The sequence below is a fragment of the Prevotella sp. oral taxon 376 genome (genome assembly GCF_003043945.1).
Lineage (GTDB): Bacteria > Bacteroidota > Bacteroidia > Bacteroidales > Bacteroidaceae > Prevotella.
In genome coordinates this window covers 241,524-260,859 of sequence record NZ_PYXG01000001.1, presented here as the reverse complement: position 1 = coordinate 260,859, position 19,336 = coordinate 241,524, and the positions used below count along the sequence as shown (strand labels likewise).

Below are 19,336 nucleotides of genomic sequence, written 5' to 3'. Positions count from 1 at the left end.
TCAGTCGAAAATCTTGAATTCATAACCCTGTTCCTTGAGCCACTTCAGGGCCTGGGGCAACGCATAGTGCAGTTTGTCGATGCTCTTCAGTGAGTCGTGGAAGGTGATGATGGAGCCGTTGCGGGCATACTTCTTCACATTGTCGAGCACATCGTCGGCAGTCATCCACTTGGAATAATCGCGCGTTACGAGGTCCCACATGATGATGCGGTAGTGACGGTTCATCCACCAGTAGACCGTTCGCTTCATCCATCCGTGGGGCGGGCGGAACAGATGGGCGTGGATGAGTTCGTTGGCCTTGTGGACATTGGCCGCATAAGTGATGGGCATATGCTTCAGCGAGCCGAGGTGATTAAAGGTGTGGTTGCCCACTTGATGGCCTTCCGCCACGATCTGATTATAGAGGTCGTGGTAGCGGAGCACATTCTCGCCGACCATGAAGAAAGTGCCCTTAGCCTTGAACTCCCTCAGCGTCTGGAGGATGAAGGGTGTAGACTCCGGTATCGGTCCGTCGTCGAAAGTGAGATAGACCGAATGGTCGTTCTTGTCCATCCGCCATGTGGCTGCCGGATAGAGCCAGCGCAGCCAGAACGAGGGTTGTTCTATGAACATCGGCTATGGTTTCTTATTCTTCAAATTGCGTATGCTCGCCGGTCTCGACCTGAGGATCTATACCTCCTTTCGTGCGATAGGCGGCATAGTAATGGCTCATTTCATCAAGCTGCCGTTTGGCAAGATTCTTATCCGTCATATTCGTGATCTCGTTCAGCTGCTGCATGATATACATCTGGGTCATGCAGTCTTGCTGGGAGAGACTGAAGTTGTTGCCCGACAGACTCAGGTAGAAGCGCATGTACTGGGCGGCGTCGTTCCACATGATCTGTATGGTCTTCTTGGCCTTTTCCTTCTCGCCCACGAGGGCATAGGCACGGGCAAGGTCGGCTCCGCCTCCGATATACTTCATCGGAACGAGGCTTGGAGGCAACACTTTCTCTGCCTTTTCCAGTACCTTTCGGGCCTTTTCGGGTTGCTTCTCTCGGATGAGGTTCATAGCAAGGTCGGCCATCAGCTGACGGTGGGTATAGCACATGCGGCGCACGGTCTCGTCGAGGTAGATGTTCTTACCTGCGTCCAGTCCTCCCCACTTATAGCGATTCATCACATTATTGTAGACTTTTGTTGTGTCAAAGCGCTTGGCTCCTGCCGTGTTGGTACGGAACGGGGTGATGCGATTGGCCAGACCCTCCTGTACGAAGTTATCGCCAAGGTTCATAAAGTTCTCGTTCCCCACGGTGATGGCCACATACAGCGGGCGAGTCCAGTTGCAGTTGGCAATCATCTCGAGCATCATCAGGTCGCCTTTATACAGCGCGCGCTTTCCTGCCAGCGAGATCACCATCTTGTCGGGGATGGTGTCAGAGGCCATGAGCATGCCACTTTTCCTGACGGCATCCTTATCAATGGTTACATAGAGCGTGTCGCTGGGGATGCAGTGCATGTCGCTCTTCTTCGACAGCACCCAGTATTTCATCACATTCTTCAGTTCGAACGGATCGTCGCCGAACTGCTTTCGAGCGGCCTCGGGATGCTCCTTGTAGTAGTCGAGAATCTGCTGCTTGGCCGAAGGGATGACCTCCACATACTCGTTGGTGCCCGTGCAATAGTCGAGGCGGGGCCACGAGATGGGCACAGAGGGAGACTCGTAGGCTGGGCGTTTCATCTGGTCGATATACCAGTCGGTCTGCAGATAGCTCAGGTTGCAGACGCGGGCGTCAGTGCGCACGCCCTCTACATCCATGTTATACCACAGGGGGAAGGTGTCGTTATCGCCGTTGGTAAATATGATAGGATTGCCTTGATCCTGAAGGGTCATCAAATAGTTCTGCCCGAAGTCTCTGCAGGTGTAGCGCCCGGAGCGGTCATGGTCGTCCCAGTTCTGCGATGCCATCTGTATGGGCACCAGCAGGCAGGCCGTGGCCACGGCGACAGCCACGATGGCATTGTCGGTCTTCAGGCGCTTTTTCAGCTGGTCGACGATGGCCGCAACACCCATGCCGCACCAGATGGCGAAAGCATAGAACGAACCGGCATAGGCATAGTCGCGCTCACGAGGCTGCATCGGAGTCTGGTTCAGATAGATGACGATGGCAAGGCCTGTCATGAAGAACAGGAAGAATACCACCCAGAACTGGCGGATTCCGCGGCGGCCGCGGAAGGCTTGCCAGAAGAGTCCGAGCAGTCCGAGCAGCAGCGGGAGGCAATAATAGACATTGTGGCCCTTGTTGTCCTTCAGTTCCTGGGGGAGCAGATTCTGGTTCCCCAGCCGTGCGTTGTCGATGAACGGGATGCCGGTGAGCCAGTTTCCGTGCTCGAGTTCACCTGATCCTTGGATATCGTTCTGTCTGCCGGCGAAGTTCCACATGAAGTATCGCCAGTACATCCAGTTGCACTGGTACGACAGGAAGAACTTGATATTCTCCATCTGAGTGGGCATCTTTACCGTGATAGGCTCTCCGCAGCGGTCATAGGGCACATCGCGCCCTTCTATTCCGCCGAGCCAGTCGTTGTAGGCTTGTGCGTGCGCGCTGCTGTACATGCGGGGGAAGAGCATGTTCTGGGCATATACATACTTGTCCTTGGTGTTCACCACGAAGTAGGAGTCTCGCTCGTCCTTGCTGCTCTTCTCCTTGCGCGCATAGATGGGCGCGCCCTTCTCCAGGACGGGGATGCATGTGTTGCCCTCGGTCTTGAGCTTCACCTGCGAGCCGTAGGCCTGTCCGTAGAGCAGCGGACGGTCGCCGTACTGGTCGCGGCTGAGGTAGTTGCCCAGGGTGAAGATGTCCTCCGGGGAGTTCTGGTCCATCGGGGGGTTGGCCGAGGAGCGGATTACGATGAGCGCATAGCTGGAGTATCCGATCATCAGCATCAGCATGCAGAGCAGCATGGTGTTCTTCACACGGGCAGAGACGAGGAGCTCCCTCCGCTTGTTGACGGTGTGGTTATACTTCAGGGCAAACCATAGGATGACGAGCACCACCACTCCCGTGATGAAGGCTTTCCATCCATAGCCGTAGAACGGGATGCCGAGCATGGCCACGGAGAGCAGGAACGCGAAGTTCTCTCGCTTCTCGCTCCTGTCGGTATAGGTCTCGTAGATGGCCCAGATAACGGTGGCCACGAGCAGGGAAATATAGACTATCTCTCCCGTATTGAACGGCATGCCGAGCGTGTTGACGAAGAACAGCTCGAACCAGCCGCCCACCGTGATGATGCCGGGCACCACGCCGTAGAGCACGGCAGCCACGATGACGAACGAAATCACCAATGCCACCAGCGACCCCTTGAGCTCCACATTCGGGAATTTCTTGTAGACGAACACCAGTACGATGGCCGGAATGCAGAGCAGGTTCAGCAAATGGACGCCGATGCTCAGACCGGTCATATAAGCTATCAGTACCAGCCAGCGGTCGCTGTGAGGCTCGTCGGCATGGTCTTCCCATTTCAGGATGAGCCAGAACACGATGGCCGTGAAGGCCGAGGAGTAGGCATAGACCTCGCCCTCGACGGCAGAAAACCAGAAGGTGTCGCTGAAAGTGTAGATCAGAGCGCCTACCAAGCCGGAAGCCTCGATGGTGATGAGCTTGCTCGTAGTGAGCGAGCCCCAGTCTTTCAGGATCAGCTTACGCGTGAGATGGGTGATGCTCCAGAAGAGGAACATGATGGTTGTCGCGCTCAGGAGCGCGCTCATGGTGTTCACCATGCGGGCCACTTGCGAGGGATCGCTCACGAACTGCGAAAACAGATTGCCCGTAAGCATGAAGAAAGGTGCCCCGGGGGGGTGTCCGACCTCAAGCTTGAAAGCGGTGGATATGAATTCCGGGCAGTCCCAGAACGATGCCGTGGGCTCAATGGTAGAACAATATACGATGGCCGCGACGACAAACGCAAACCATCCCAGCACATTGTCCACTAATTTGTACTGTTTCATTCTATTTTGATTATGTATATTTCGAAATACCTTGCAAAGTTAATGTTTTTCACCGAAATAACTCTCTAATAACTATTAGAAAATCAAAATTAATTTAAAATATCAGAGTCAGTCCGGCGAGGAGCAGCAGATAGCGCAGAATTTTTCCAGCGGCGATGCTCGTGAGGGTGATGGGGAAGTTGGCGCGCATGAGCCCGAGGGCAATAGTGATGGCGTTGCCGATGATGGGGATAAAGGCAAAGAATCCCATCCAGGCTCCGTGTCCGGCGAGAAATCTCTGTGCTTTCTGCATGTTCTTGTCCGTTACATGTAGGTAGCGCTCTATCCATTCGGCCTTGCCCATGCGCCCTACGAAGTAGTTGAGGAGCGACCCCGACACATTGCCGATGCTGCCGTAGACAAGTAGAGCGGTGGGGTTCAGTCCTGCCGCCATGAGCCCGATCATGACGGCCTCGCTGGAGAAGGGAATGAAGCTGCCGGCCAGAAAGGCCGCAAGGAGCATGCCCCAGTAGCCGTAGCCGGTCAGGATGTCAACGAGAAATTCCATATTCCAGACAGGTTGCAGGCCGTGAGTACCACTGCTGAGGCGCAGATGAGGCAGAAGGCGATGTTGGTGAGACGGGTTTTCGAGAGGGCGATGAAGTGGCCGATAAGAGGTGCGGTGTTGACGATCAGGATTTCAAGCAGGAAATCGTAGTGCACGGGGTTGATAATCAGGAACGCCACGGTGAGGACTTCCATCGTGATGAAGAACTCAAAAAGCATGCGGGTGCGAATCTTGTCAAGGAAGCTGTTGCGCAGGAAGTGTATGGAACCTGTCAGTCCGAGAATGGCCACATAGGCAAAGGTGATGAGTTGAGCCCAGGTTAAATGCTCATAGTTCATGAACCATTCGAAATCAGCGAGTTGCAGAAAGTAGTTTAAAAACACATCCATTTGTCCCGTGTAGGCATGGAATCCGCCCACAAACCAGTAAGGGAAGGCCAGTCCGAGAATCGAGGCCCAGAAATTGCGCCAGCTCAGCGAGAGGATGTTCACGGCCATCAGAATCCACAGGACCGGAACGAAGAAGAGCATCTGCACGAACAGGGTGGAGGCGATGCCGAGGAAGAGGAAGGCATAGAACACGCGTCCCATCGACTGGCGGTCCTGATAGGTGCTGAAGAGGGAGAGGTAGGCGGCAATCACGCAGAGCGAGACCACGCTCCTCTCAACGCGTGGAGAGAGGAAGAAGGCCGCCGTGGAGAGTACGGCAAACGAGCACGACACCATGCGACTGTAGATGCGGATGAGGGCGTTGGCGTTGTTGAGCTGAACGAACAGGAATACGGCCAGCATCAAACAGCCGAACGGCAGCCACAGCCGGTGTTCCACCAGTCCGCCCGCCAGGTAGACGGCGGTTGTGTAAGCCAGTGTCATCGGCAGCGCCATCCTGCTCTTGGCAATCTTGTTTTGTAGTCTTTTCTGCATCTATGGGGACTTGCTCGGAGGCAAGCTTTTTGTCGTTTTCTAACGGGTTGGTTCTCTCTTCGTTGTCTCTGGTTTCTCTTTCGGCATCCGCCGGTTTTTCAAAATCGGCGAGATAGTGGGACGAAATCAGCGAGATTGTCGGACAAAATCGCCGAAATTGTAGGACGAAATCGCCGATTTTGTCATTCTTCCAACGGCCGGAAGCTTTTTCTGTGGCGGATGGGATGTTTCCTTCCGGCGGCTTTCTGTCCGGCGGTCGGCCAGCCTTACAGGTCCTGTCCGATGTCGCGGCGGAAATATTTGTTGGTAAACCGGATTTTCTGTGCTTGCTCAAAGCTCTTCTTCAGGGCCTCTTCCTTATCGCTGCCATACGAGGAGACGGCGATGACGCGGCCTCCGTCGCTCACCACACGACCGTCCTTGATTGCCGTTCCGGCATGGAACACGATGCTGTCTTTCACCTCTTGGAGTCCCTCGATGGGGTAGCCTTTCTGGTAGGCCTGCGGGTATCCTCCGCTCACGAGCATCACGCTGACGGCCGCACGCGGGTCGAATTCCACGGAATACCGGTCGAGCGTGCCCCGGGCCACGCCCTCGAAGAGATCTACGATGTCGCTCTTCAGGCGGAGCATTACGCTCTCGGTCTCGGGGTCTCCCATGCGGCAGTTGTATTCAATGACCATCGGATTGCCCCCCACATTGATGAGCCCGAAGAAGATGAAGCCCTTGTAGTCGATGCCCTCGTCGCTGAGTCCCTCGACGGTGGGGCGTATGATGCGGTCTTCCACTTTCCGCATCCACTCCTTGGTGGCAAAGGGCACGGGGCTCACGCTGCCCATTCCGCCCGTGTTGAGCCCGGTGTCGTGCTCGCCGATGCGCTTGTAGTCCTTGGCCTCGGGCAGGATCTGGTAGTGTTTTCCATCTGTCAGCACGAACACAGAGCACTCCGTGCCGCTCAGGAACTCCTCTACGACCACCTTGGCGGAGGCGTTTCCGAACATGCCGTCCAGCATCAGGCGCAGCTCTCGGCGGGCCTCCTCGAGTGTGGGTACGATGAGCACGCCCTTGCCGGCTGCCAGTCCGTCGGCTTTCAGCACATAGGGAGGCTGCAGGGTGCCGAGAAACCGGAGGCCTTTCTCGACCGTGGTGCCGTCGAAAGTCTCATAGCGGGCGGTCGGGATGCCGTGTCGCTTCATGAATCCCTTGGCAAAATCCTTGCTCCCCTCAAGCACGGCACCCTTCCTGGAAGGGCCGATGACGGGAACGGCGGCTGTGCGCGGGTCGGCCTTGAACTCGTCTTGGATGCCTTTTACCAAAGGGTCTTCGGGGCCAACCACGACCATGTCGACATGGTTTTCCGAGACGAAGTCCTTCAGTTTGTCGAACTCGTTTACGCCGATGGCTACATTCTCGCCCGTGTTCGCTGTCCCGGCGTTGCCCGGGGCGATGTAGAGTTTCTCGCATTTGGGGCTTTGGGCAATCTTCCATGCCAGCGCATGCTCGCGCCCGCCACTGCCTAATAATAGGATTCTCATAGTTGGCTGTTTATTTCTTGAGGGGTTTCAGATAGTCTTCGAAATACTGCGTGATGCGCTCATGCAGGTGCACGCTCTGATGGCCGCGCATGTTGTGGGGCTCGCCGGGATAGGCGAAGAAGTCGGGCTGTGTGCCGGCCTTGATGCATTCGGCGAGGAAGGCCAGACTGTGCTGCGGCACGCAGGTCTTGTCGTTGTAGCCGATGATGACCTGCAGCTTGCCTTTCAGGTTTTTGGCCTGACGAAGCAGCGAGGCCTGTTCGTAGCCCTCGGGATTGCTCTGCGGGGTGTCCATGTAGCGTTCGCCGTACATTACCTCGTAGTATTTCCAGTCGATGACGGGACCTCCGGCCACGCCCACCTTGAACACTTCGGGGTGATGCGTCATCAGGGTGATGGTCATGAATCCGCCGAAACTCCACCCGTGCACGCCGATGCGGTCGCTGTCCACATAGGGAAGGCTCTGCAGGAACTTCACTCCCTGCATCTGGTCTTCGGTCTCTACCGTCCCCAATTGGCGGAATGTGGCTTGCTCGAAGGCGCGCCCGCGGTTCTCGCTGCCTCGGTTGTCGAGTATGAACAGCAGGTATCCCTTCTGTGCCATGTAGGTCTCCCAGGAGCGTGAGGCGTAGTGCCAGCGGGCATCCACATTGTGCGCGTGCGGTCCGCCGTAGACATAGACCACGGTGGGATACTTCTTCGAGGGGTCGAATCCCACCGGCTTCACCATGCGATAGTAGAGGTCGGTGGTGCCGTCGGCCGCTTTCAGGGTGCCCATGGAATACTCCGGAACGGTGTATCCCTTCCATGGGTCGTCGGCGGTGAGCAGTCGGGTGTGGGCTTTCCGGCCCGTCTCGGCTACGCTGATGTTGTGGGGAACCTCGGGCGCGGAGTAGCTGTCGCGGATATATCGTCCGCTGGCACTCAGCTGTCCGGCGTGCCATCCGTCGCCCGTCTCGTCGATCAGGGTGCGCTTTCCGGTGGCGATGTTCACCGAGAAGAGGTTCTTCTGGATGGGACTGAGCTCGTTCGACTCGATGATGGCGGCCTTGTGTTGCCGGTCGAAGCCGAGCAGATTCTCCACCTCCCACTTGCCGCTGGTAATCTGCCTGAGCTGCTTACCTTGCCGATCGAAGAGGTAGAGGTGGTTGTAACCGTCTTTCTGGCTCTGCATGATGAAGCGTGAGGCATCCCACGGCAGGAACACGATGGGGTGCATAGGCTCCACATACTTGTCGTGGGTCTCCCGATAGAGTTCTTTTATCTTGGCTCCGGTCGTGGCATCGTAGCTCACGAGGCAACAGTCGTTCTGGTCGCGGTTCAGCTCAAACATGTAGATTGTCTGGTTGTCGGGGCTCCAGCTGATGTTCGTGAAGTAGCGGTCGGTGGGGTCTCCGGCCTGCAGGTATAGGGTCTTTCGGGTCTTCAGGTCGTATACGCCGACGGTAACCTTATGCGATGTCTCGCCTGCCATCGGGTATTTGTCGGGTTCATAGTCGGCCTCACGGGTGAAGATGTTCACCTGCGGATAGTCCTTCACCATGCTCTGGTCCATTCGGTAGAAGGCCAGTCGCATGCCGTCGGGGCTCCAGAAGAGTCCCTTGCTGATGCCGAACTCGTCGCGGTGGACGCTCTGCCCGTAGACGATTTCCCGGCTTCCGTCGGTGGTGAGGCGGCGGGCTTCCTGTCCGTCGTTCACGAAAAGTTGGTCGTCCTGCACATAGGCTAAGGCCCGGCTGTCGGCGTTCCATTCCGCCGATGTCTCCCGATGCTTCTTCAGGAGCCACACGATTTCTTTCTTCCTGAAGTCGCAGAGGAAGCGTTCCGTGCCGTTGTCGAGCAACACAAGGGGTTTGCCGGCATAGGGGAAGGAGGCGTTGTAAAGGCTGCTGACGGTTACGGGCTCCGGCACTACTACATAGCCGGCCTGATGGTTGATGTCGTCTATGTTGAAGAGCGGGGTCTCCTTGCCCGTTTTCTTGTTCACGAGGCGGCACTCCTCCTTGTCCAGCCGCACGAGTTCATCGCCCCACCAGGCGTGGTATTGCGTCCGGGGAACCATGTTGCGATAGTTTTTTCCGCCGAAGTTGAGGTCTTCGAGCGTGAATGATTTCTGTGCGGAGGCTGTCATTGTAACGGCTAAGCAGAACAAGAATGCCTTAATCTTCATCATCGTCATATCTCCTCTTGTTGTTTCCGAAGTCCCGGTTGTCGTGGTTGCGGCCGAAATTCCTGCCGCCGCGGCGGTCGCCCTTGCCGAAGAAAGGCTTGTCGTCGCGTCTCCTGTCGCGGTCAAATGGCCTGTCGCCACGCCGCTCGTTGCGGCCGAAAGGCCGGTCTCCGCGATCGAACCTGCGGTCTCCACGGTCGTCTCTCCATCCTCTGCGTTCGTCTCTTCTTTCTCCCCGGTCGTTGTGCCAGCCGTCGCGGTCTCCCCTGTCATCGCGGAATCGGCGGCGGTCTCGATCCAGGTTGTGCTCCAGGGAGTGGAACTTGAAGGAGCGGATGTCGCCCTCTTCATTCTCTTCGTTTTCCTCGAGACGCTTCTTGAACTCACGCTCTTTCTTGAAGCGGTGCTTCTCGGCCATTTCCTTGCGTTCCTCCTCGGTCTGCACGATGCCGCCTTCCGAGCGGAACTCCTTCATCTTGCCGTCGAAGAGCTGGTAGCGCCGGAACTCGCATTCGAGGCTGCCATTGAATACGGGAATCTTGATCGAGGGCTTCAGGCCTATCTGGTCGAAGCACTCCTCGCGGTAGGAGAGTATCCAGGCCTCGTTGCCCGTGAAGGCATGCTTCAGCCTTTCGCCGATCATCTTATAGGTGGCCAGGAGGTTAGGGGTAGAGATGCGCTCGCCGTAGGGCGGGTTCATCACGATGATACTCTTCTCGCCGGGCTGCTGGAAGTCCTTGAAGTCCTGCATCCGGATGGTGATATCCTTGGTCAGGCCTGCCGCCCTTACATTCTGGAGGGCGCGGTTCACGGCCTTCATGTCCACATCGTATCCGTAGATGTGGTGCTCGAACTCGCGCTCCTGCGAGTCGTCGTTGTAGATGGCGTCGAAGAGCCCGGCGTCGAAGTCGGGCCATTTTTCGAAGGCGTAGCCCTTGCGGAACACGCCCGGCGATATGTTTCGGGCTATGAGGGCGGCTTCTATGGGCAGGGTGCCGGAGCCGCACATGGGGTCGATGAAGTCGGTTTCGCCCTTCCATCCCGTCATCAGGATCATGCCGGCGGCAAGAACCTCGTTCAGGGGAGCCTCCACGCTCTCCTGCCGATATCCGCGCCGGTGCAGCGACTCGCCGCTGGAGTCGAGGCAGAGGGTGGCATCCTCGTCGGAGATGTGGATGTGGAGCCGGAGGTCGGGATTGGAGATGGAGATGTTGGGGCGGTTGCCGGTGTTGTCGCGAAACTGGTCTACGATGGCGTCCTTCACCTTGTAGGTTACGAACCGGGAGTTGCGGAATTCCTCGGAGTAGACCACGGAGTCTACGGAGAAAGTCTTCCCCTCGAGGATATACTGGCTCCAGTCGATTTTCTTTACTTCTTCATACACATCTTCTGCCGATCGGGCCTTGAAGTGCTTGATGGGTTTCAGGATGCGGATGGCCGTGTGCAACTGGAAGTTAGCACGATACATCATTTCCTTGTCGCCTGTGAAAGACACCACGCGCCGGCCTATCTGCACATTGTTTGCCCCCAGCAGGGTAAGCTCTTGAGCCAAAACGGGCTCCAGGCCCATAAAGGTTTTGGCGATGAGTTCAAATTCCATTTTCAATTGTTGGTTTTATTTCGTGTACAAAATTAGTAAATATAATTGAGACACTAACATGTAAAGCCGGAAATATTTATATTTTCCGTCTCTCGCCGGAGTGGGAGATCAGGAGGGTTGGAATGTCTGCCGCCCAGGCGGCAGACGGCAGTCGGGATCCGGGGCAGCCCCATGCGCTGTTGTTACAAGCCGTGTGTAATGCGATTACACGCTGTTTGTAACACGATTACACACGGCTTGTAACATGGTTACACACGGCTTGTAATCCTGCGGGGAAGGGTTTTGCGACGAGTTGCGGGTTGTCGGTGGCAGGTCAGACGGCGATGTTGTCGAGGAAGAGCAGCAGCCGGTTGGTAACATTCACGGCACTCACGCCCGAGTCGAAGTCGAGGCTCACGAGGTTCAGCTGCGGATAGTCTCGGTGCAGCCGCTTCTCGATGCCCTTCGACACCACATGGTTGGCGATGCAGCCAAAAGGCTGCAGGCTCACGATGTTGTTCACTCCGCCGTGTATCAGGCTGATGATGTCGGCCGGCAGGAGCCATCCCTCGCCGAACTGGGCGGCCAGCGACACGGTGCCGTTCACGGCCTTGGCCTCGTCGAAAATGTTGGTGAACGGGCGGAAATAGCGGAACCGCGCGGCTATCCGGTTGATTTTTTTCTCACGCCGGAGGATAAGTCCGTAAATGCCCTTGACGACGAAGTCGGGCACCCGCGAGCACGAGAGGCCGAGGTGTTTCTGGGCGATGACATTCACGAACTCCTGTAGGAAGAACGGTGAAAGCAGTGGCGGCACCACCTCGATGCCCCGGCTGATGATCTTGTCGGCGAGGAACTGGTGGGAGAAGGGGTTGAACTTCAGGAATATCTCACCGACGATGCCCACCTTCTGAGTATCCTTATTCACGCAGACAGCATCGAATTCGGCGGCCGCGTTGCCGATGATCTTGAGTAGTCCGTTGGCGTCGTTGCGGCGGATAAGCGGGTCGGCCTCTCGCATGAACTTGTCTCTCAGCAAGACCGCCACGCCCGGCTTGCGCTCTCTCACTGCCGCGGCGTGATACATCTTGGAGATGGTGTCGCCGTAAAGGATGGATGTGGTGATGATGTTAGCAAACTTCATCCATGGGATGGCGAAGCCTTCTTGCTCGTTTCCGCCTTCTGCGTTGGCCGCTACGCCCAGCGTAATGAGCGGCACATCCTTAAATCCGTTGGCGATCATGGCCCGCTTGATGAGCCCGGCATAGCTGGTGGCGCGGCACTGTCCACCTGTCTGCGTCATGACGATGGCCGTGTTCTTGAGGTCGTATTTTCCCGACTTGAGCGCTTTCACGATGTCGCCCACGATGAGGGTGGCAGGATAACAGATCTCGTTGTTGGCATAGGTGAGACCCAGCTGTGCGCTCTCGTCGTCGCTCATGGGCAGGACTTCCACATCATATCCCATGAGATCGAGCAGAGGGGAGAGCAGGGGAGTGAGATAGGCGGTCATGTATGGAGCCAGGATCTTGCGTCTCGTGTCGGCCTGGCGGAAGACGCGCGTGGTCTCAAACTGCCTGGTGCGGTGCTGGTAATCGTCGTTCTTGGCCTTCAGACTCTCGATCAGGCTGCGCACGCGCAGCTTCAGCGAGCCGATGTTGCTCACATCGTCTATCTTCAGGAGGGTGAACGGCTTTCCGTGCCGCTTGAGTATGTCGCGTATCTCGTCTTGTATGAAGGCATCGGGCCCGCAGCCGAAAGAAGTCATCTGGACGAAGTGCAGGTTGTCGGGTTGCCCCGCCGCCCACTGTCCCGACTTGATGATGCGGTTCATATAGGCCCACTGCTTCACGAGATAAGTCTCGCCCGAGTCCACCGAGTCGTCGCCCCTGACAATGTCGTCGCTGATGACATTTACGCCCAATGACGCCACCATCTCCGAGAGTTTGTGCTGGATGAGCGGGTCGGTGTGGTAAGGCCGTCCGGCAAGCAGGATGGTGAGTTTCCCCTCCTCTCTGCTCTTGCGGAGTATCACGGCGTTCTCCGCCTTGATATCATGGATGTAGGACCGCTGCGCCTCAAGGGCCGCATGTAAGGCCAATGACGCCTTCTTCTTGCTTACGCCGATGCCGTGGAGATACTTTTCGATTTGCTTTGTGAGAAGTTTCAGGTTCGAGAAGTTGATGACGGGAGAGTCTACGGGGACCTTGGGCTCCATGGCGCTGCGCACGACATCCGAATAGGCCGACACGATGGGGCAGTTGTAGCTGTTCAGCGTGCGTGCATCCTCGTTGTGCTCATACACCACATAGGGCATCAGGATGCGTTCCACGCCCAGGTTTTCCAGTTCGTGGATGTGGGAGTGCACGAGCTTTGCGGGGAAGCAGATGTTGTCGCTCATCACGCTGCCCAAGGCTCCCTCGTATCTGGTGAAGGTCGACTCGGCGCTGAGCACGGTGTCGAAGCCGGCCTTGCGGAGAAGCGTGCTCCAGAAAGGATAGTCTTCATACATGTTCAGCACGCGGGGAATGCCGATGCGGCGGCTGCCCTCCTTGGGCTTGATGCCCGGCTCTCGGAAAAGCCTCTGGTATTTATAGGTATAGATGTTCTCGCCTTTCCGCGCATGATCACCCTTGTTGTTGAAGACACGCTCGCACTTGTTGCCCGAATAAAACTTGCGTCCGCCCTGAAATTGATACATCGACACGAAGCAATGGTTCTCGCATCCCCGGCACTGGAGCATGCGGGTTTCGTATTCCGCTCCTGCCAGCAGCTGGTCCAGGGTACGGGTGTTCGTGGTGGCCGCGGCGTCGAGCCCGGCCTTCAGGTGGAGCGCACAGCCGTAGGCTCCCATCATCTCGGGCATGTTGTTGCGGGCCACCTCCGTTCCCGTGAGTAGTTCGAAGGCGCGCACCACGGAGTCGTTGCGCATGGTTCCGCCCTGTACGACGATGTTGTCGCCCAGCGAATCGTTGCCCCGGAGCTTCAACACTTTGTAGAGGCAGTTCTTCACCACGGAATAGGAGAGGCCCGCTGAGATATCGGCCACCGTCGCCCCCTCGCGTAATACTTGTTTCACTTTCGAGTTCATGAACACCGTACAGCGGGTGCCGAGGTCGCAGGGGGCGGAGGCGGTACAGGCAATCTTGGCAAAGTTTTGCACCTCATAGTTCAGGTTGTTAGCGAATGTTTGAATGAAGGTTCCGCACCCGGAGGAGCATGCCTCGTTGAGTTCCATGCGCACCACGGCCCCGTTTTCCACGAAGATGGCCTTCATGTCTTGCCCGCCGATGTCGAGGATGAAGCTTACATCCGGCATCAGGCTCTCCGCGGCCTGGTAATGGGCAATGGTCTCGATGATACCCTCGTCGAGGTTGAAGGCGGCCTTGATGAGCTCTTCGCCGTATCCCGTGGAGCATGCCCCCGTTATTCTGAGGTCGCAGTTCATCATGGCAGCCTCGCTTCGGAGCCTCTCGAGGCCTTCTCTTACGGCCTTGATGGGGTTGCCAAGATTGAGGGTATAGAAGGAAAACACGATGTCGGAGCTCTCCGTGTCGAGGGCGATGACCTTGGTGGTGGTCGATCCGCTGTCGATTCCGAGCACTACCTGCATCGGTCCCTTGCGCAGCGGATGGATTTCCGTGGCAAAAGCATTCTTGCGCTCGAGCCATTTCTCGTGTTCTATCTCGTCTTTGAAGAGAGGCTGGAGGTCGCTGTGCCATACCTGTTTCTCCTGTGTAGCGAGCCGTTTCTGCAGTTCCGAAATTTTCACGGTGTCGCCCTTTCCGCGGATGGCACAGCCTAAGGCGGGTATGAGATTACTCTCCGGAATGACGATAAAGTCGCTCTCGCCGAGTTTGAGATAGTGGGCAAAAGCCTTTCTCAAGGCCGGCAGGAAAGTCAGCGGCCCTCCGCAGAGCAGGATGGGAGGCTGGAAGTCGCACCCGTGAGAAAGGGTGGTAACGGTCTGGACGGCAATGGAGTGGAAGATGGAGGCTGCGATGTCGCTTTCGGGCAGGTTGCGCGACATGAGGTTTTGGATGTCGGTCTTGGCAAAGACACCGCATCGGGCAGCCATCGGATAGGTGCGCTCGGCCTGCATGGCAAGGTTGCTCATCGTGTTGTTGTCTATGCCCATGAGCACCGACATCTGATCGAGGAAGGCTCCTGTGCCACCGGCACAGTTTCCGTTCATGCGCAGTTCCGCGTTTCCGTCGTTAAAGAAGACCACCTTGGCGTCTTCCCCGCCGATGTCTATCAATGCCTTGGCTTCCGGATAACGGGTATTGGCAAAGGCAGTCGCGGCTACGACTTCCTGAATGAACTCGGCCTTCAGCTGCTCGGCGGTGGACATGCCGACACTCCCGGTAACGCAGAGGTTTACCTCAAGGTCGCCAAACTTGTCAATAATTTCATTGAAATAGGAGGATATAAGTTGTCCTACACGGGCATTATGTCGCTTGTATCGTGAGAAAATGGGCTTGTCCTGACCGTCGATGACGACAATCTTGGCAGTTGTAGAACCTATATCCAGTCCTACTTTACAACTCTTGTTACGCATTATAGCCTCCCCTAATTATGCTGCAAATTTACGAAGTTTTTTCAGAACGGAAAAAATATTCGGCTTTTTTTGTGCGGTTATGCAACTTTTTGAGCATCTTCCTCGTCAAAAAGATAAATCAAATAAAAGTTGAAAAAAATGAAACGAATACCCATTTTTCTGATGATAGCCCTTGCATCACTTGTAGTCGTATCGTGCGGTAGCGGCCTGAGGCGCGGCGCGTCGAACACCGTCCAGCGCAGATACAAGGTCGGAGAGTTCGAAAAAATAGAGCTCAGAACCTATCAGAGTGTGCATTATCGGCAGGCTGACACCACCTCGGTGCGGATCGTGGGCCGCGAGAGTGCTGTAAAAAATGTTGTTCTTAAGCTGGAAAACGGGGTGCTGAAGATAGACAATACGCAGCCGCGGAGGCTGCTGGGCCTCTCCGGTCACGACCAGGTGGATGTCTATATCACCAGTCCCGACCTTACAGGAGTCTCCGTAGAAGGGGCCGGAGATGTGGACATCGAGGGACTTCTGGATACGGATGTGCTTGATATCAGCCTTAAAGGCGCGGGCGACATCCATCTGGAGAATGTGCTCTGCGATGTGCTCAATGTTACGATGAGGGGCACGGGCGATATCGATGTCGAGAAAGTGAAGTGCCAGCACTCGACCATCCTGCTGAAAGGGGTTGGTGATATCGATGTGAACTACGATCATTGCGACCGTGTGAGCTGTCGTCTGTATGGGGTGGGAGACATCACGCTCTCGGGAAATGTGAATCATCTAGACAAACTCCTTAAGGGCTCAGGCGATATTGATAGTAAGAATCTGACCGTAGGAAAATAAAAAAGCAACCATAAGTTTCTCTTTTCTTGCATAAATTGTTTAACTTTGCGAGGAATTAAATTCGCAGGGAGAAATGAAATATGCAATGATAGCCGCTGGTGAAGGCTCCCGATTGTCGCAAGAAGGCATTCGGGAGCCCAAGCCTTTTGTAAGAGTCTGTGGCGAGTCTCTGATCGACCGACTTCTGCGGATTTTCCTGCGGCATGACGCGGAGGAGATTGTCGTGATCTGCAATGACAGGACTCCCTTGGTGTCGGAACATCTCAAGAATATACAGCGGGATGGGCTGAATGGGGGCCGCATTCCTTTACAGTTTGTGGTAAAGTCGACCCCGAGCTCCATGCATAGTTTCTATGAAATCAGCGAATATCTGGAAGAGGAGCCATTCATACTGACGACAGTTGATACGGTCTTTCGTGAAGAAGAATTCGAGGGATATCTCAAGAAGTTCCGGATATCGGTTTCGGAGGGCTTCGACGGCCTCATGGGTGTAACGGACTACATCGATGACGAGTGCCCCCTATATGTAGACTTGGATAAAGAACTGAATATATGGGGGTTCCATGACGAGAATCTTTCAGGCTATAGGTATGTCTCGGGCGGCATTTACGGGCTTACTCCAGCCACCCTTCGCGTGCTCCGTGATTGCATCTGTCGGGGAGAAAGCCGCATGCGTAACTTCCAGAGAGCATTGATAGGGCACGGAATGAAGCTCAGGGCATATCCCTTCTCAAAGGTTCTGGACATCGACCATGCCTCAGATATAAAGAAAGCTGAAGAATTTTTACGATGAAGAAGGTGCTTGCAGTTTTTCGGGAAGCCCGTTTCTCACCTGGTTATGTAGACAGGGACAGAGCTGTTCTGGAGTCGGTAGTCCGTCGGCTGGAGGGTGATGTCGAGCTTACCAGCGAATCCTCGCTGGGGCATTTGGGGAATTATGATGTCATCTTGTCGATGGGCCGACTGCCTCGAACACTCGAATTGCTGAAAGAAGCGGAGGCGGGAGGCTGTAAGGTTATCAACAGCGGGTATGCCGTGGAGCGTTGCCGTCGCAGCAGTCTTGAGACCTTGATGCGGAAAAATAAGATACCGATGCCCCCTCCCAGCGGACACGACGGCTATTGGCTGAAGCGCGGAGACGCGGCGGCGCAGGAGAGGGACGATGTGGTCTACTGCGCTGACCTCAGCATTTTGGAGGCTCGGAAACGACAATTTGCTGACCGGGGAATCTATGATTGCGTGGTGAGTAGCCATATCAGGGGCGACTTGGTGAAGTTCTATGCGGTGGGCGATGCGTTTTTCCGGTTCTATTACTCCGACGACGGACTGCCCTCGAAGTTTGGCAACGAGGCTCTGAACGGTATTCCTCATCATTATCTTTTTGACACGAAGGCGCTTCAGTCGGATGTCAACAAGGTGGCGCGCCTTGTCGGAATTCAGGTTTATGGCGGCGATGCCATCGTAGATGAGCGAGGCCACTACTATATCATCGACTTCAACGATTGGCCCAGTTTCGTTCTTTGTCGGGATGAGGCTGCCGTTGAGATAGCTAAACTGGTGGAAGAATGAATAGATTTCAGGAATTATTAAGGGCTTCGCTGAAGTCAAAAGATACCGAAGAGTGGCTCGATGTCTATTTCACGCGACCCATAGGACTGGTTTTTGCACTCCTATGGAACCGGCTTGGCATCCATCCCAATGTCATTACGATTTTGTCAATCTTTCTGGGAATGGCTGCTGGCTATATGTTCTATTTCACGGATTTACGGCATAACCTGCTGGGGGTTATGTTTCTGATGCTGGCCAATTTCTGCGATTCCACCGACGGACAGATGGCCCGGCTGACGGCTAAGAAGACACTTCTGGGCAGGGTTCTCGACGGTTTTTCAGGTGATGTGTGGTTTTTCTGCATCTATTTTGCCCTCTGCTTGAGGATGATGGGACAGCCCGTTCCGGGCACCGAGGTGCGCTGGGGCATAGGAATCTGGCTGCTTGCAGCCGTTGCGGGTCTTGTCTGCCATTCCCGTCAGGCCTCCCTGAGCGACTATTATCGCCAGATTCACCTGTATTTCCTGTTGGGAAAATCGGGTAGTGAGCTTGACAGTTCTGCCCGCCAGCGGGCTATCTATGAGTCGCTTCCCAAGCGGAGGTGGCTCGGCAGGGCCTTTTATTATAATTATGCGAATTATTGTAAGGGCCAGGAAATAAGGACGCCGGCTTTCCAACGCTTCTATGCTGAATTTAAGTCGACCTATGGGGAGGTGGAGGCGATGCCTCGGGAGCTGAGAGAGAGGTTTCTGGACGGCAGCCGTCCGTTGATGAAATACACCAATCTGTTATCGTTTAACCTTCGTGCCATTTGTCTCTACGCCGCCTGTCTGCTTGACCAGCCCTGGGCATATTTCCTGATTGAGATCGTGGTGCTGGGTGTTCTTTACCTGTATATGCACCGCAAGCATGAAACTTTGTGTGCGAGAATGATGGAGGAAATGAAATGATCAAGGGATTTGTTTTCGACTACGGCGGTACCCTCGATACCGGTGGATGTCATTGGGGGCGGATGATTTGGCATGCTTTCGAAAGGGCAGGGGTGGCCGTCAGTGAGGCGGATTTCCGCGAGGCGTATGTCTATGGGGAGCGTGCCTTGGGTGCGAATGCTGCCATTCGGTCCGACCATACCTTCCATCAGACTCTCGACTGGAAGCTTCGTATCGAGATGCAGCACCTTGTCGAGAACGGCGTGTGGCAAGTTTCGACAGAAACGGCGGAGGAGAAATATGCTGCCATTTTCGACGACTTATATAATAAGGTGAAGTTTACAACCCGGGAAAACCGTGCTATACTGGAGAAAATCAGATGCGAATACCCTCTCGTGCTGGTGAGTAATTTCTATGGGAATCTCTCCACTGTTCTTGCAGAGTTTCATCTTGACGGTATTTTTCGTGAGGTGATAGAGTCCGCGTCGGTGGGCATGCGTAAGCCCGATCCCCGCATCTACCAGTTGGGAGTGGACGCTTTGGGGCTCAGGCCCGATGAGGTTGTAGTGGTTGGCGACAGTTTCCGCAACGACATCCTGCCTGCGAAGAAGTTAGGATGTCATGCTTTCTGGTTGAAAGGGGAAGGTTGGACGGACGAGTCTTACGATGAAAGCATTCCCGACAAGATCATCTTGCACCTTTCGGAAGTCATGGATTAAGCC

General features: G+C 55.5%; 13 protein-coding genes. 5 read left to right on the top strand and 8 right to left on the bottom strand.

Going from position 1 to position 19,336, the window contains the following annotated elements:
* From C7120_RS01105 to C7120_RS01070, 8 genes are all read right to left on the bottom strand, one after another.
* Positions 1-612 carry a polysaccharide deacetylase family protein gene (locus C7120_RS01105; protein WP_107620008.1) on the bottom strand — a complete coding sequence of 204 codons (612 nt, stop codon included), beginning with the start codon at positions 610-612 and terminating at the stop codon, positions 1-3.
* A gap of 13 nt (positions 613-625) precedes the next feature.
* Complete coding sequence (locus C7120_RS01100) at positions 626-3,988, bottom strand: DUF2723 domain-containing protein (protein WP_107620007.1); 3,363 nt, start codon at positions 3,986-3,988, stop codon at positions 626-628.
* A 94-nt stretch (positions 3,989-4,082) separates the two neighbouring features.
* Positions 4,083-4,535 carry a YqaA family protein gene (locus C7120_RS01095; RefSeq protein WP_107620006.1) on the bottom strand — a complete coding sequence of 151 codons (453 nt, stop codon included), beginning with the start codon at positions 4,533-4,535 and terminating at the stop codon, positions 4,083-4,085.
* Complete coding sequence (locus C7120_RS01090) at positions 4,511-5,458, bottom strand: hypothetical protein (protein WP_107620005.1); 948 nt, start codon at positions 5,456-5,458, stop codon at positions 4,511-4,513. The genes C7120_RS01095 and C7120_RS01090 overlap by 25 nt, the downstream gene beginning before the upstream one ends.
* Positions 5,459-5,724: 266 nt before the next feature.
* Positions 5,725-6,993 carry a phosphoribosylamine--glycine ligase gene (gene purD / locus C7120_RS01085; RefSeq protein ID WP_107620004.1) on the bottom strand — a complete coding sequence of 423 codons (1,269 nt, stop codon included), beginning with the start codon at positions 6,991-6,993 and terminating at the stop codon, positions 5,725-5,727.
* A 10-nt stretch (positions 6,994-7,003) separates the two neighbouring features.
* Positions 7,004-9,163, bottom strand: a complete 2,160-nt coding sequence (locus tag C7120_RS01080; RefSeq protein ID WP_369916859.1) for a DPP IV N-terminal domain-containing protein — start codon at positions 9,161-9,163, stop codon at positions 7,004-7,006.
* Positions 9,153-10,763, bottom strand: a complete 1,611-nt coding sequence (locus C7120_RS01075; protein WP_107620002.1) for a class I SAM-dependent RNA methyltransferase — start codon at positions 10,761-10,763, stop codon at positions 9,153-9,155. The genes C7120_RS01080 and C7120_RS01075 overlap by 11 nt, the downstream gene beginning before the upstream one ends.
* 313 nt (positions 10,764-11,076) lie before the next feature.
* Positions 11,077-15,303: an acyl-CoA dehydratase activase-related protein gene (locus C7120_RS01070; RefSeq protein WP_107620001.1), complete on the bottom strand. Its 4,227-nt coding sequence runs from the start codon at positions 15,301-15,303 to the stop codon at positions 11,077-11,079.
* 138 nt (positions 15,304-15,441) lie between these two features.
* On the opposite strand from C7120_RS01070, the gene C7120_RS01065 reads away from it, so the two are divergent.
* From C7120_RS01065 to C7120_RS01045, 5 genes are all read left to right on the top strand, one after another.
* The gene (locus C7120_RS01065; protein ID WP_146154184.1) at positions 15,442-16,137 is read left to right on the top strand and encodes a GIN domain-containing protein; all 696 of its coding nucleotides are present in this window, start codon (positions 15,442-15,444) and stop codon (positions 16,135-16,137) included.
* Between the two features lie 73 nt (positions 16,138-16,210).
* On the top strand, positions 16,211-16,930 hold the full coding sequence (locus C7120_RS01060) for an NTP transferase domain-containing protein (protein WP_107619999.1): 720 nt from the start codon (positions 16,211-16,213) through the stop codon (positions 16,928-16,930).
* Positions 16,927-17,706 carry a hypothetical protein gene (locus tag C7120_RS01055; RefSeq protein ID WP_107619998.1) on the top strand — a complete coding sequence of 260 codons (780 nt, stop codon included), beginning with the start codon at positions 16,927-16,929 and terminating at the stop codon, positions 17,704-17,706. The genes C7120_RS01060 and C7120_RS01055 overlap by 4 nt, the downstream gene beginning before the upstream one ends.
* The gene (locus C7120_RS01050; protein ID WP_107619997.1) at positions 17,703-18,635 is read left to right on the top strand and encodes a CDP-alcohol phosphatidyltransferase family protein; all 933 of its coding nucleotides are present in this window, start codon (positions 17,703-17,705) and stop codon (positions 18,633-18,635) included. The genes C7120_RS01055 and C7120_RS01050 overlap by 4 nt, the downstream gene beginning before the upstream one ends.
* A complete protein-coding gene (locus C7120_RS01045; protein WP_107619996.1) occupies positions 18,632-19,333 on the top strand; it encodes an HAD family hydrolase in 702 nt (233 codons plus the stop codon). The genes C7120_RS01050 and C7120_RS01045 overlap by 4 nt, the downstream gene beginning before the upstream one ends.
* Positions 19,334-19,336: the final 3 nt, after the last annotated feature.